The sequence below is a fragment of the Cytobacillus sp. EB106-05-05-XG126 genome, assembly GCF_058791715.1.
Genome location: NZ_JBYTDU010000002.1, coordinates 85,038 through 99,050, shown reverse-complemented (window position 1 = coordinate 99,050; position 14,013 = coordinate 85,038). Strand labels below are relative to the sequence as shown.

Genomic DNA, 14,013 nt, shown 5'->3' with positions numbered 1-14,013 from the left:
AATAAGGAGCAGGAATAATTCCTGCTCCTTGTAGCCATATTATTTAATTATCTTTGGAAACCGCCTAATTGCTGTTCAGCCATTTGAACTAAACGCTTAGTGATTTCTCCACCTACAGAACCGTTAGCGCGAGAAGTAGTTTCAGCACCAAGGTTTACACCGAATTCAGTAGCGATTTCGTACTTCATTTGGTCAAGAGCTTGTTGTACTCCAGGAACTAGAAGTTGGTTTGAGCTGTTGTTGTTTGCCATGTGATTTTCACCTCCTTGTGAGTATAGAATGTGTAGAATCACATGGCCATATACACTAATTAATTGGTAATTGTTGTATTATTTTTTTGAAGTTAAATTAACAATTGCTGTTTTAGCATTTAGATGAGGCCCGTTGATTTCAGCATGGGCCACTTGCTTTTCGCGGGGAGGAACGGGAGCCTCCCGCAGGACATTGAATATGCTTCCCCGAATGAACACCGCACGAAGAAAATGCTTCAGCATTTTCGAGGATCAAGCGCTCTCCGCTACAATCAACTCATCAAAATAAAACCTGTTCCATATAGCACTTTAAACATTATCCCGAATGTAAAATTAAAATAATTCCCCAAAAGATTCTTCATTGCGCGATTGAGGTTTAATAACCAGCTTTTCGGTCCCTTCGACTGCTTTTGCGATTAGAGGTTCAAAATCAACAAAGCTTTCAAAGCGGCGGACTTTGTCGCGTTTTGGTTTTGTTTTGGGTGATGAAGGAACAAAAACGGTACAGCAATCTTCAAAAGGCCTGATCGATATATCGTGTGTATCGATGGTTTGGGCAATGTCGATGATTTCTGATTTATCCGTTGTGATCAGCGGCCGCAGGATAGGTGTTGTCGTAACATCGTTAATGGCAAACATGCTCTCTAGTGTCTGGCTTGCTACCTGTCCAAGGCTTTCCCCGGTTATAATGGCCAGGCCATCGTTTTTATCGCGGATTTCATCAGTGATTCGGAGCATTAATCGTCTTGTTGCTGTCATAGTATAATTCGACGGAACCTGCTGATGGATCAACTGCTGGATTTCTGTAAATGGGACAATATGGAGAACAACGGTTCCAGCAATATTCGAAAGTTTTTCTGTCAAATCAATTACTTTTTGCTTTGCACGCTCACTGGTGAAAGGCGGGCTGTGAAAATGGACAGCTTCAATTTCCAATCCTCTCTTCATGGATAAGTAACCTGCTACCGGGCTGTCAATTCCTCCCGAGAGCATAAGCATGGCTTTACCGCTCGAACCTGCAGGAAGTCCGCCAGCCCCCTCAATGGTTTCGCATGATAAGTAAGCCGCTTCTTCGCGAACTTCAATCTGCAGATTAATATCCGGTTTTTTTACGTTCACTTTTAGACCCGGCACATTCTTCAGGAGGTGTCCGCCAAATTCATGATTAAGTTCGTCAGTATTTAAAGGGAAGCTTTTATCGGCTCTTTTAGCTGTAATCTTGAAGGTCTTTCCTTCATCAAAGTGTTTTAAAAACAATGCCAATGCTGCTGCTTTCATTTCTTCGATATCTTTATTGATTTTCACAGCAGGACTAAATGACTGAATGCCAAAGATGCCTTTAAGGCGATCAGCAACCTCCCTGCCATCAGCACCATTCAACACAACGTACATTCGGTCTCTTGTAGATTCTATCTTGATGCCGGGAAATTCATTCAGCACATCGTATATACTTTTTCTTAGTTTATCGACAAATTTATTACGGTTTCTGCCTTTTGTGGAGATTTCTCCATATCGTATAAGTATACGGTCATAATTTATCATGATTTCATAACCTCTCTTAGCCTAATAACGGTCTCTTTTACCGCCTGTATAAAAGTCTCTGCCTCTTCCTTCGTATTATCATAAGACAAACTGACCCTGACTGCACTTTTCGCATCCTTTTCAGGAATTCCCATAGCCATCAGGGTACTGCTGGCAGCAGATTTCTTCGAAGAGCAGGCACTTGTAGTTGAAATAAAAATTCCGCGCTCTTCTAAAGCGTGGACAAATACCTCCGCTTTGAATCCTTTTATGGAGAAATTGACGATGTGGGGAGCAGAATTATTTTCAGGGGTATGAACTGTAACACCCTCAATACTTCCCACCTCCTCCATAATATAGGTTTTAATGGATGTAAGCCGGCTTAAGTGACTTTCCATATTATTCATCGTAAGCCTTAGGGCCTTTGCCATTGCTACAATGCCAGCTACATTTTCTGTGCCGCTTCTCATTTTCCATTCCTGATTGCCCCCGGAGAGCAGCGGCGAAAGACGAAGTCCATCACGAATGTACAAAACCCCATTCCCCTTCAAACCGTGGAATTTATGAGCCGAAATCGTACACAGATCCACGTGGGCCTGATAAAGGTCAAGGGGCACCTTGCCGATTCCCTGGACATGGTCTACATGGAATATGACCCTCGCATGTTTCTTCAGCATCTCACCTATTTCATTTATAGGCTGAATGGAACCAATTTCATTATTTACGTGCATAACAGAGACTAAGACAGTTTCCTGTGTAATTTCGTTTTCAATGTCTTCAGCATGGACAATACCTTTACTGTCCGGTTCAATTACGCTAATTCGATAGCCCAATTCCTTCAGCTGATCTGCAGTCTCCCTTACAGAAGCATGTTCCAGTCCGGTGGTGATAATATGGCTGCCTCTTTTTCTATGCATTAATGCAGTTCCTTTTATAGCAAGGTTATTGCTTTCTGTTCCTCCGGATGTGAAATACACTTCGTTGTTCTTAACATTCAGCAATTGGGCAATTTGCTCACGCGCTTGCATCAGCAGCCTCTCTGCCTTACCTCCAAATTCGTGCAGGGAAGAGGGATTCCCAAAATATTCTGCAGAAACCTTTATAAAAGAATCAAGCACTTCTTTATATGGTTTAGTTGTTGCACTGTTATCTAAATAAATCACGGTCTTCTCCTTTCCGTTCCGATAACCCTTTAGCCAACTTTAAATCATATCATAACTAGCGAAGATTGGAAATGTAATTGAAGCCTTTGAACCAAATAAATTCTTTACTATTTAAATTAAGCAAATTTGAACAGTTTAACCAAATGAATGGATTAATTTTCACGTGGAAAGCTGATATTATTGTAATTTGAGCACCGTACATTTCAACTTCATTATTATAAAATACTAAATATTAAGACTTCGAATTTTTTCGACATTTTTTTTAGTTCCTGTGCTAATATGAAAATGTTCTAAACATTATGATATGGAACTATTTCAGGAGGATATATATGGAGAATAAAACATTAGCACCAAAACAAATTCTCGCCGTCGGACTCATGTTATTTGCCCTATTCTTTGGGGCAGGAAATATGATTTTTCCTCCCTTCCTGGGACAAGCTGCCGGCACAAGTGTATGGACTGCTATTATTGGATTTCTAATCACAGGGGTTGGATTGCCGTTGCTAGGTATTATCGCCATTGCCAAAAATGGTGATTTACAGACAATTGCAAGCCGTGTACACCCTTTATACGGAATGATTTTTACTATTATTATGTACTTAGCCATTGGACCATTTTTCGGAATCCCGCGTACAGGGACAGTTGCTTATGAAATTGGGGTTACTCCGTTCTTGCCTGAAACCGCTTCCAATAGTGCTTTCCCGTTATTGGTTTATACCATAGCCTTTTTTGGCATCACAGCATGGCTTTCTCTCAATCCATCGAAATTAGTGGATAGAATTGGCAATATTTTCACACCTGCCTTGCTCATTATCCTTGCTGTTCTGGTTATAAAAAGCATCATTACTCCTATGGGCGAATTGCAGGCTCCAGTGGGAGCATATGCAGAGGGGCCGTTCTTTAAAGGCTTCATTGAAGGCTACTTGACGATGGATACAATTGCAGCTCTGGTATTCGGTATTATCGTTATCAGTTCAATACAGGGTATGGGTGTGACAAATAAACATTCACTTATGAAAATTTGCATTACTGCCGGACTGATAGCGGCTGCCGGTCTTGCGGCAGTATATTTATCTCTTGCATATATCGGGGCAACAAGTGCGGAAGCTATAGGTGAATTCGATAATGGCGGCGCTATCCTATCTGCCGCTTCTCATTTTCTATTTGGATCAGCGGGAGCAGTGATCCTTGGGCTCGCCATAACGGTAGCATGCCTGACAACCTCAATCGGACTCGTTTCCGCTTGTGCGCAATACTTTCATAAACTGCTCCCCAAAATATCATATAAAACCATTGTAATCATCCTTTCACTGTTCAGTATGGTGGTTGCAAATATTGGTTTAACTCAGTTGATTCAGCTTTCATTGCCAATTTTGATCATCATTTATCCTCTGGCCATCGTGCTGATACTTCTATCGTTTATGCACAATGCCTTTAATGGCTACTCAGTGGTATATATCGGGGCATTAATTCCAACAGGATTAATCAGTTTTGTGGATGGCTTGAAAACAGCTGGAATGGACGTATCCTTTATCACAGACTCACTTCAATTCCTCCCATTCTTTGCTGAGGGTATCGGCTGGATTGTGCCTGCCATTGCTGGAGCTGTTATAGGCTACTTCCTGGCAATTGCTGTTGGGGAGTCGAAAAAAACAATTGCTGGGAACGAATAATAAAGTGAAACTTCAATCAGCAGGCGCTTTTCTCCCTGCTGATTGTTAGTTGAACCAATCGGGCCTTTACGGGCAGTTTGACACCACTTTTCCTCCTCTGATTCCGCTGAGTCTCGAAGTGGGGGGTCTTACTGCCCGTTAGACTGCGATAAAGTGAAACTTCAATCAGCAGGGAGCGCTTCTCTCCCTGCTGATTGTTAGTTGAGGCCCACAGGAGGTGGGTCACAAAGACGTTGCCACAGGACGTGGCGTTCTTAGTCTTTGACCTTATTTCGGGCCTTTACGGGCAGTTTGATCCCCACTTATTCTCGATTGATTCCGCTGACTCTTGAAGTGGGGGCCTTACTGCCCGTTAGACTGCGATCAAGAAGCTCCATGCGCACGCTTATCGGCGCATGGAGCCGGATAGATTCCTTTTTAAAAAAACAGATCCGATAATCGGATCTGTTTTTTTATTGTTCAGTTATTAATTCTTCAATTCTCTTGATCGCACCCGGCTCGACTTCTTCAATTGAAGAGGCAGCCTGCTCCAATGCTTTTTTATATTCATAACTTCTGAATGAAGCCTCTGCTTCCCTTAATCCATTATCAATAGATGGATATCTGCTTCTGTATCGGTTGCCATATTGGATGACTTTCTCAGCTAGAAGAATCGTCTCAATCATATCACCCACAGAATCAGCAGCCTTATCAACAGTCAGCACCGCAACTTCAAGATATTGCTGGACCGAAGGAATATTCAATGGTTTTTCATCGAGCTTAGCCAGCACATTATCTATGCTTTCTTTCGCATCCTGGATCAAATATTTATATTCCTGTGAAACTCCAGGCACGTTGTTTTTAGAGATAAGCCTTATTGTTTCTGCCACTTTCTTGCTTAATTCTTTTACTTTTTCCCTTGCAGACATTTCGTCTTTTCGTAAGGCCTGAAGCTTTTCGGCAAAGGCTGTCTGCTCATCTGAAATCTCCTCAATGTGTTCCTTGACTTCCGCCAGCTCTTCTCTCAGAAGTGTATGGGGAGTATTTTGGCTGTTAATCTTATGCTCCAGCACTTCGAATTTTTTGAACAGCTGGCTTATTTTTTTCTCCAGGTGGATTTGAATTTCAAGATCCTTTTCTGGAACATGATAGCTATTCCGGACAGCCGCTATCTCTGTCTTTAGCTTATTGTTCATATCACGGTTATTATAAAGCATGGTTCTTGTTGCCTCATCCTGCTGGCTTAAGTAATGTCTGGCATGTACTTCCTTTTCGAGCAGATCGTACAGATGTTCAATATTATCTTTAATCTCTTCGACTCCTGTTTGAACTTCTTCAATTTGTGCCTGATCAATGGAGCCTGCATATACATTTACTTGTTCTTCAAGCCTTTCAATTTCTTTATCTATTTGCAGGTGATCAAGCAGATATCCCTGCTCCAGCATTTCCTTGTATCCGTCTCTCAGCTCTTCCAGCTCGGAAGGGATCTTGGATTGACAGTCAACCATCAAACTTGGTATAGCTTCCATTTTGGCTTGAGAATCCTCAATCAGCGCTTTGATTATAAGAAGGATTTCACGTGCTTCAAGGTAATTGCCCTTTTCGGTTTTGTCATCGAATTCTTCAAATTTGGCCAATGCTTCATCCAGCTGTTCTTCAAGAATTTTTTCAGATTTGCCGAATGTATGGCGGTGTGCAAGGAGAGACTTTTTGCATTGGCGGTACATTTCTTTCAATTCTTCAATTTCCGCTCTATTTTTCTCTTCACTGCCTACCAGTTCATTCAATTCAGCAAGCAGGTTTTTGATGTTTTCTTCTATCTCAGTTAACCTTTTTTCTATTCTCTGCTGAATTTCCTTGGAATTTTTAAAACGGTATTTATCTATGCTCTCTTCAGCATCAAATAACAATTCTTCCACATCTGGAAGCTGAGATGTAACTATTTCATCCCATTCATTTCTCCAGCGTTCGAATAATTCCTCTGTCTGCCCCGTCATATTCAGCTTTTTCACTCTAGACATTTCATCTAAAACTGGGCGGTCCGTTATGTCCATCTTCCATGTTTCCAGCCTGTCAATTTCTTTGTAATGTTTTTTCTTAAAAAAATATCCGGTGAGATATAGGCATAAAAGAATGGCTATAGCTCCAATTATGTATTCCATTTTAAAGCCCCCTGTTCTGTTCCCGAGCCAGCATGTATATATAAAGTTTTTATTTAATAGTGTGAGGCGTTTCTTTATTTCACATGTTATTTTCAATGCTTTTATGATACCATGTAAACGACATTTTTTGACTATTTATTTCATTTTTTTATGAATTTCTTCTTTTATATCTCTTCTAAAATGTTATTTTCGAAAAATAACTATAGCATCTATAATTTTTTAATGTTTCTTTCAAGGCTCTTTTCGTATAAATTGTTATTTTTGCCTTTCAATGTTATCCGTTGATTTCCGCTCCAGGCTGCTCAGCGAACAGCGGGGCGGGCGGTGAGCCTCCTCAACGCTCCGCGTCTGCGGGGTCTCACCTGTCCCGCTACTCCCGCAGGACATTGAATAAGCTTCCTTGAGTAAACACCGCACGAAGAAAATGCGAATGCATTTTCGAGGATCTCGCACCTTCCGCTGCAATCAACTCAGTAATTAATATATAATATGCAACAGAAAACCGCCTTTTTAATTGAACTATATGAACTGTTCAAATACAAACAATTCGCTTTTTATAAATGATTTCCTTCTTTATTTAGGAGATATATAAAAAAGAGACTTGAGTACTGCATCAATTAAACCATTGCAGAAAGGAAGGTCTTTATATGTTAAAAGACGGCCATATCCACACACCCTATTGCCCGCACGGGACAAAAGATTCATTGGAAGATTATGTTGAAAAAGCAATAAGTCTGGGTTTTAAGGAGATTTCTTTTACCGAACATGCTCCGCTCCCTGATGGCTTTGAGGACCCGGCACCTGCCCGGGACAGTGCGATGCGCAAGGAGAATCTTGAAAATTATTTTACTGATATTTCAAGAATAAAAGCAGATTATCACGGAAAAATCAGGATTAATGCGGGGCTTGAAGTGGATTACATTGAAGGCTTTGAACGGGAGATTACAGAATTCCTCGATAAAAATGGAAAATACATGGATGATTCTATTTTATCTGTACATTTTCTAAAACATGGCAGCCGCTACGAATGCGTGGACTACAGCCCGGATGTTTTTGCAAAGATGATCGAAGAATATGGTTCTATTGATGCAGTTTATATGAATTATTTCCGCACCCTGCTTTTATCTATAAAAGCAGATTTGGGACCGTTTAAACCAAAAAGAATTGGGCATATCACCCTGGTAAAAAAATTCCAAAAAAAATATCCCGCTGATCGGGAATTTAGAGAGGAAATAAACCAAATACTTGATGAGGTTCATACTCATGGCTATGAACTCGACTATAATGGAGCCGGTTTCGCCAAGCCTTTATGCAAGGATTCCTATCCTCCGGACTGGGCTGCTGCAGCAGCGGCCCAAAAAGGCATTACACTGGTATATGGATCCGATTCTCATCAGGCAAAGGAAATGGGTCAGGGCCTTGATAGAATGAAACACCTTTAGAGTACAGCAGCATATGATTTTCCGGCATGATTGCACAGGACTCCATCAACCCAGTTGAAGATCTCTTTCGTATATTTGTCCGCGAAATATTTTTCATGAGGAAATACATGCAGAACTTCAGACATATAATGCGTGTTCAGAAATGGCATGGACAGGAGTCCCTTCAGTTGGATAATCATATAATTGGCTGAATGGTTACGGAACTCTTTTGTTTTCATGCCCCTTTCGAGCACCCTGCCAAAATAAAACTTTTCTTTTGCTAAATAAGTGGACATGATTTCTCTTACCACCTGTGAATCTATTGAAATTTCCCTGAGTATCAATCTTGTTAAATGGCTATGCTCAAATTGATAAACCATGATGTTTTGCGCCATTTTTTTCAGGCTCAGAGCCGCCCCCTGCTCAAGAAATGAAAACCCCTTCTCTATCTCCTGAATATACCCTTCGAAAAAAGCAGTAAAGCAATATTCAAGCAGCCCGTGTTTGTTATCGAAATAGTATGCGATATTCGCTGGATTCGTATGAGCTTTGCCTGCAATATCACGGATGGAAGTCCCAGAAAAACCCTTCGTATTAAATAAGGAGATAGCGGCAGACACAATTGCCTCTTTTGAATTTTTCTTCAAAGTTCCCGCCTCACTTTCTTTTGTAAAGTTTCTGTCCAAACACGCGAATTCATAAACGGATTTGTTGTGATAATTAAACATTCTTGCTAAAATCGTCTTATCCTTTATAAAGTTCTCGACAATGTCCTTCTAATTTCCTGTTCATCTGCCAGGAAATTTATATATCTTTGAGAAAGCTAGGTGATTTGTGATGTTTAGTGTCGAATCATACAAGGGAACCCGTGAAGAAAATTATCAATTATTGATTAAACAGCTCTCTGCTCTTCTTGAAGGAGAAACGAACAGCATTGCCAATTTAAGCAATGCATCGGCACTTCTTAATCAATTCCTGGAACGTACCAACTGGGTAGGGTTTTACCTGATGGAAGAAGGCGAGCTTGTTCTCGGGCCATTTCAGGGCCTGCCTGCATGTGTAAGAATTCCCCTTGGCAAGGGCGTGTGCGGAACAGCTGCAGAGCAAATGGAAACTGTCCGTGTTGAGGATGTCCATCAATTCCCAGGACATATCGCCTGTGACGCTGCTTCACAGTCCGAAATCGTCATTCCGCTTGTCAAAGAGGGCAAGCTTCTTGGTGTGCTGGATATTGATTCTCCAGAAAAAAACCGGTTTGATGCACTTGACCAGAAATACCTGGAAGACTTCTCAGAGGTGCTTGTATCCTTCCTGTAAATGATTTCAAAAAAGAGATGGCCATTTAAAAACGGCCATCTCTTTTTTATCAGACTTCTTCAAGAGCCCGGGAAAGATCCTCCCTGACATCTTCCCATGATTCAAGGCCGACTGAAAGCCTCAGCAATGTATCTTCAATGCCCATTTTTTCACGGTATTCCTTTGGAACCACTGCATGAGTCATAGTTGCAGGGTGCTGAATTAATGTCTCCGCATCTCCAAGACTCACGGCAATTTTTATTAGATTAAGCCTGTTCATAAATTCCTGAGCAGTCTCTTTATCTCCTTTTAGAGTAAAGGAAATCAACCCGCCCGGCTTTCTCATTTGTTTTTGCGCAATATCAAAATCTGTATTACTGCTGTCTCCGGGAAAATAAACTTTTTCCACTTTTGGATGCGCCAATAAGTATGATGCAAGCTGTTCAGCATTATCACAGTGCCTGTCAAGTCTGACTGCAAGTGTTTTCAAGCCGCGCAGCAGCAGCCAGGCATCAAAAGGTGAAATAATACCCCCAATGTCTTTTTGAGTAGTCATCCTTACTTCATCCAAAAATTCTTTGCTGCCTACAACAAGGCCGGCAATTACGTCACCATGACCCCCGATGTATTTTGTCGCACTATGAATGACAATATCGCATCCCAGCTCAATCGGGTTCTGTAAATATGGAGAACAGAAAGTATTATCAACCACAACTGGAATTCCTTTCTCCCTCCCTACTTCTGCAACCATCTTCAAATCCACCAATTTCATTGTTGGATTTATTGGAGTTTCAACATATATACAGACAGTCTCAGGCTTTATTTGATCAAGCAGCTGCTGCTTTGATTCCATAGCTGAATAATCATGGCTGATTTTATATTTTTCCTCCATCATCTCCAGGAGTCCAAATGTACAACCATACACTCCCTGTGAACATAAGATATGATCACCTGTTTTGGTTAAAGCAAACAGAACAGCTGAAACCGCGGCCATGCCCGAACCAAAAGCAAGGGCAGCTTCTCCCTTTTCAAGGGCGGCCATTCTTTCTTCCAGCATCTTTACTGTTGGATTGCCCAGACGGGAATAAATATAGCCTTCTTCTTCACCGGCAAAACGCTTTTCCCCCTGCTGTGCAGTCTCAAAAGTAAAAGTTGACGTCTGGAAAATAGGCGGCGCCAGGCTTCCCTTGAAGCTTTCTGCATCGTATCCTTCATGGATGACCTGCGTCTCGAAGTTAAACCGATGATTTCTATCCATTATAACTCTCCCCTTCGTTGAAAACGCTTACATTATTTACTATAATAAGCTCCTCTTTCAGCATATGATAATAGCATATTTTTTGAAAGTAATTTGTTTTGGAAAAATATTAATAAAGACTGCCTCTTTATAAGGCAGTCCCCTATATAAATGTATCTGCTGCCGACTCAAGTACCACTTTATTTTTACCTGTATTCTTGGCAGTATATAAAGCCCTGTCAGCCCGCTTAAAAAGCGCAGCATATGAATCTATATTTCCCCTGCTCCAATGCGAAACTCCGCAAGAAATGGTTACTTTGGGATCTGTAATCTGGCATACCTTTCTGACAAGCCGCTCAGCAATAAGAGCACCCACTGACAATGATACACCGGGCAGGTAAAGAGCCAGCTCCTCACCGCCCCATCTTGCTCCTATATCAGTGCCGCGAATATTGCTGTTAATTAAATTGGCGACTTGAATAATGATTTCATCGCCTACCTGATGTCCGTATGTATCATTGATCAATTTAAAATCATCTATATCAACCAGCATAAAGGTTCCTTCATGATCTTCATTCATGGACTGATGTATGCGATCATCCAGATAGCTTCGTGAATAAAGCTTTGTTAAGTGATCCGTTACAACCATCTTTTCGAGCTCTTCTCTCAGCATTGAATTGGTAAAGGCAAGGGTGGAATGATGAATCAATGATTGCAGCAGCTTGAATGTTTCAAATGAAAAATGATAAGGAGAACTGTGCAAGACAAGCGCAAATCCCTTTAATACTCCAGACTGGGTCATCGGAACCGCCATAATGGATTTATAGCAGTCCGCCGCTCCCTTGGACTGTAAAGAAAAATCCCCAATAAAAAGAGACTCTTTCTCCCTGATGATCTTTTCCTTCATATACTGGATATAGCTTTCTGCCTCTTTGGTATGAAAAAATTCAGTACTGCCCTGAATTATATTCACATCAGAAGCATCAGCAGATATCAGGATGAAACCGGCTTCTTCAGCATCAAAGGACTGCAGAATCTGATCTGACATAAAGTTCATCGTTTCTGTAAGGCGCAAATTCGAGTTCAGGCGATGGGATGTTTCATTAATTAATTGAAGATCCGCTATAAGCCGCTTGGATTGCTGGTAAAGCTGTGCATTCTCCAGGGCACTGCCTGCAGTATTGGCCAGAAGCGTTATAAATTCAATTTCATTTTTAGGGAATATGATGGTATTAGGTGCAATAACCTGAAGCACGCCATAAACCCCCTGTTTCCCTTTTAAGGGAGCATACAGAATAGAGCGAACTTCCTGCAGGGAATCTTCAAATTGAACAGCCCCCGTGACATAAGCCTGCATGGCCGCGATGTTTTCGCTGTCATATTCAAGATCTCTAATAGGCAGATCACCATGATTATTATTATCCTGCGACAGCAGAAGATAATAGGTAAAAGTGGGGTACATTTCCTGGAGAGTAAAGATAATTTCCCCCAGTACCATGTCCATATCCATTGAAGAATGGAATTTCTCAGTAACGCGGTACAGCTGTTTGTAGCGTTTCTCTTCAGAAGCAATTTTGGCCATACCCTGAGCTTTATCAAGAAATTGCCCGCATTCTTCGCTAAGTTCCTGAAAAACTTTTTCTGGATAAGTGTGAAAACAGCCAGATGCCCCTGTTAGAATCATGCAGCCCAGCAGCTGGTTTCCTTTTAAAAGAGGAATCATGATTTGTTTTTCCGTAATCTCCGTGCCTAACCTCTGGAACTCTCTGGTTGTTTTAGCCCATCTATTTAAGTCACCCGAAAAAACACGTGAATCTAAAGCCTCCGGATTTGTGGAAGCTTCTGCAAAAAACTCCTGCTTCCATTCATTAAAAACGCAGAGAGTTATTTCATCCGCTTCGGTAAGGGCTTGAATGGCAGAAAGCATTTCATTCAGTAATTTTTCATAATGAAAGAAACCGTTCTCCGTATCGATAATATCAAAAAATCGGCTTTTTAAATTAAGTATGATTTGGTGTTCAAGTGTATCCATCTTCTTATCACCCATCAAATGTCTCAGATCATGAATCTTTTAACCAATAAGGTATATTATAACGGACAAAAATTAATAATCCCGGTAAAGATGTGGCTATTTCGTTTCAATTCCGGTTTTCAGCAGGATAGTCTTCTGCCAAATTTTTCTTTATTATATCACAGTTTCAAAGAGACTCCTGCTAGTTTTCTAATTTACTGTGAAATATGGTTTAGAAAAAAACTTTGCCTTATAATGAATACATGCTTTAAATCAAAAGAAGTAAAAAATAAAGATCACCTTGACTTTTACCCTCTGAAAATTATATAATACTCCTTGTGTAAAATATTGCAGCCTATGTGAGCACCTTGATGTACTCATTTTGTTCCTCAACCAGCTTCAGCCGCCTTTGGCGACTTATATGTTTCTGGGGATGGGGTACTGTGTAACCCTCTGCTGCTAGGGCGAAGGTACATGAAAACAAAATGAACATGATTGTTGTGCGCATCTGTTTCTGTTTTTATTTTACCCAAATAAAAACACAAAAGGAGGAGTCTTAAATGGCTCGTTATACTGGTCCAAGCTGGAAATTATCCCGTCGTCTTGGAATCTCTCTAAGCGGTACTGGAAAAGAATTAGAAAAGCGTCCTTACGCTCCTGGACAACATGGTCCAAACCAGCGCAAGAAAATCTCTGAATACGGATTACAATTGCAGGAGAAGCAAAAGCTTCGTCACATGTACGGAGTAAATGAGCGTCAATTCCGCAATTTATTCGATAAAGCCGGCAAAATGCCTGGTAAGCACGGTGAAAACTTCATGATTCTTCTTGAATCACGCCTTGACAACGTTGTTTACCGTTTAGGTCTTGCACGCACTCGCCGTCAAGCTCGCCAGCTTGTTAACCACGGTCACATCATGGTTGATGGATCTCGTGTTGATATCCCATCATACCGCGTAGCACCTGGTCAAACAATTACACTTCGCGAAAAATCTCGCAACCTTGACATCGTTAAAGAAGCAATCGAAGTTAACAACTTCGTACCTGACTTCGTATCTTTCGATGCAGACAAGCTAGAAGGAACTTTCACTCGTATGCCTGAGCGTTCTGAACTTCCAGCTGAAATCAACGAATCTCTAATCGTTGAATTCTACTCTCGTTAATAATATTTAAACTGCCGAAGCATTTCGGCAGTTTTTTTGTTATATCTACTGGATTAACTCCCACTTTACAACCTCGACTCCTACTTTCGTCGTTAATCAACAGGATCAGCTATCTGTCCACCCATTTTTGATTCAA

11 protein-coding genes are annotated in these 14,013 nt (G+C 41.0%); 4 read left to right on the top strand and 7 right to left on the bottom strand.

Going from position 1 to position 14,013, the window contains the following annotated elements; all coding sequences use genetic code 11:
* Positions 1 to 47 precede the first annotated feature (47 nt).
* The 3 genes from AC3WTL_RS10955 to AC3WTL_RS10945 all read right to left on the bottom strand — a co-directional run bounded on the left by AC3WTL_RS10955 (position 48) and on the right by AC3WTL_RS10945 (position 2,935).
* On the bottom strand, positions 48 to 251 hold the full coding sequence (locus AC3WTL_RS10955) for an alpha/beta-type small acid-soluble spore protein (protein ID WP_035330326.1): 204 nt from the start codon (positions 249 to 251) through the stop codon (positions 48 to 50).
* 333 nt (positions 252 to 584) lie between these two features.
* Positions 585 to 1,793: a tRNA uracil 4-sulfurtransferase ThiI gene (thiI, locus tag AC3WTL_RS10950; protein WP_492369425.1), complete on the bottom strand. Its 1,209-nt coding sequence runs from the start codon at positions 1,791 to 1,793 to the stop codon at positions 585 to 587.
* The gene (locus tag AC3WTL_RS10945) at positions 1,790 to 2,935 is read right to left on the bottom strand and encodes a cysteine desulfurase family protein (protein WP_492369424.1); all 1,146 of its coding nucleotides are present in this window, start codon (positions 2,933 to 2,935) and stop codon (positions 1,790 to 1,792) included. The genes thiI and AC3WTL_RS10945 overlap by 4 nt, the downstream gene beginning before the upstream one ends.
* A 329-nt stretch (positions 2,936 to 3,264) precedes the next feature.
* On the opposite strand from AC3WTL_RS10945, the gene brnQ reads away from it, so the two are divergent.
* The gene (gene brnQ, locus AC3WTL_RS10940) at positions 3,265 to 4,608 is read left to right on the top strand and encodes a branched-chain amino acid transport system II carrier protein (protein WP_492369423.1); all 1,344 of its coding nucleotides are present in this window, start codon (positions 3,265 to 3,267) and stop codon (positions 4,606 to 4,608) included.
* A gap of 452 nt (positions 4,609 to 5,060) precedes the next feature.
* Here brnQ and ezrA read toward each other — a convergent pair whose 3' ends face one another.
* Positions 5,061 to 6,749, bottom strand: coding sequence for a septation ring formation regulator EzrA (gene ezrA / locus AC3WTL_RS10935; protein ID WP_163142262.1), 1,689 nt, complete (start codon positions 6,747 to 6,749; stop codon positions 5,061 to 5,063).
* A gap of 647 nt (positions 6,750 to 7,396) precedes the next feature.
* On the opposite strand from ezrA, the gene hisJ reads away from it, so the two are divergent.
* The gene (hisJ, locus tag AC3WTL_RS10930) at positions 7,397 to 8,191 is read left to right on the top strand and encodes a histidinol-phosphatase HisJ (protein WP_226618236.1); all 795 of its coding nucleotides are present in this window, start codon (positions 7,397 to 7,399) and stop codon (positions 8,189 to 8,191) included.
* Here hisJ and refZ read toward each other — a convergent pair.
* Positions 8,188 to 8,817: a forespore capture DNA-binding protein RefZ gene (gene refZ / locus AC3WTL_RS10925; RefSeq protein WP_492369422.1), complete on the bottom strand. Its 630-nt coding sequence runs from the start codon at positions 8,815 to 8,817 to the stop codon at positions 8,188 to 8,190. The two genes, hisJ and refZ, sit on opposite strands and share 4 nt — an antisense overlap.
* Positions 8,818 to 9,007: 190 nt before the next feature.
* On the opposite strand from refZ, the gene AC3WTL_RS10920 reads away from it, so the two are divergent.
* Positions 9,008 to 9,487 (top strand): GAF domain-containing protein, encoded by a 480-nt coding sequence (locus tag AC3WTL_RS10920; protein WP_048010852.1) that lies wholly within the window; start codon positions 9,008 to 9,010, stop codon positions 9,485 to 9,487.
* Between the two features lie 49 nt (positions 9,488 to 9,536).
* On the opposite strand, the gene megL is transcribed toward AC3WTL_RS10920, so the two are convergent.
* Together megL and AC3WTL_RS10910 are read right to left on the bottom strand one after the other, a co-directional pair.
* Positions 9,537 to 10,724 (bottom strand): methionine gamma-lyase, encoded by a 1,188-nt coding sequence (megL, locus tag AC3WTL_RS10915; RefSeq protein ID WP_492369421.1) that lies wholly within the window; start codon positions 10,722 to 10,724, stop codon positions 9,537 to 9,539.
* 142 nt (positions 10,725 to 10,866) lie between these two features.
* Positions 10,867 to 12,735: a sensor domain-containing diguanylate cyclase gene (locus AC3WTL_RS10910; RefSeq protein WP_492369420.1), complete on the bottom strand. Its 1,869-nt coding sequence runs from the start codon at positions 12,733 to 12,735 to the stop codon at positions 10,867 to 10,869.
* A 539-nt stretch (positions 12,736 to 13,274) separates the two neighbouring features.
* Between AC3WTL_RS10910 and rpsD the strand changes: the two genes are divergently transcribed.
* Positions 13,275 to 13,877: a 30S ribosomal protein S4 gene (gene rpsD / locus AC3WTL_RS10905; RefSeq protein ID WP_048010849.1), complete on the top strand. Its 603-nt coding sequence runs from the start codon at positions 13,275 to 13,277 to the stop codon at positions 13,875 to 13,877.
* Positions 13,878 to 14,013 lie beyond the last annotated feature (136 nt).

What these genes read in the sequence shown, in the direction of transcription:
- brnQ (WP_492369423.1), top strand. Translation starts at nt 3,265, where the DNA reads ATGGAGAATAAAACATTAGCACCAAAACAAATTCTCGCCGTCGGACTC.
- thiI (WP_492369425.1), bottom strand. Translation starts at nt 1,793, where the DNA reads ATGATAAATTATGACCGTATACTTATACGATATGGAGAAATCTCCACA.
- AC3WTL_RS10955 (WP_035330326.1), bottom strand. Translation starts at nt 251, where the DNA reads ATGGCAAACAACAACAGCTCAAACCAACTTCTAGTTCCTGGAGTACAA.
- hisJ (WP_226618236.1), top strand. Translation starts at nt 7,397, where the DNA reads ATGTTAAAAGACGGCCATATCCACACACCCTATTGCCCGCACGGGACA.
- rpsD (WP_048010849.1), top strand. Translation starts at nt 13,275, where the DNA reads ATGGCTCGTTATACTGGTCCAAGCTGGAAATTATCCCGTCGTCTTGGA.
- megL (WP_492369421.1), bottom strand. Translation starts at nt 10,724, where the DNA reads ATGGATAGAAATCATCGGTTTAACTTCGAGACGCAGGTCATCCATGAA.
- AC3WTL_RS10910 (WP_492369420.1), bottom strand. Translation starts at nt 12,735, where the DNA reads ATGGATACACTTGAACACCAAATCATACTTAATTTAAAAAGCCGATTT.
- ezrA (WP_163142262.1), bottom strand. Translation starts at nt 6,749, where the DNA reads ATGGAATACATAATTGGAGCTATAGCCATTCTTTTATGCCTATATCTC.
- AC3WTL_RS10920 (WP_048010852.1), top strand. Translation starts at nt 9,008, where the DNA reads ATGTTTAGTGTCGAATCATACAAGGGAACCCGTGAAGAAAATTATCAA.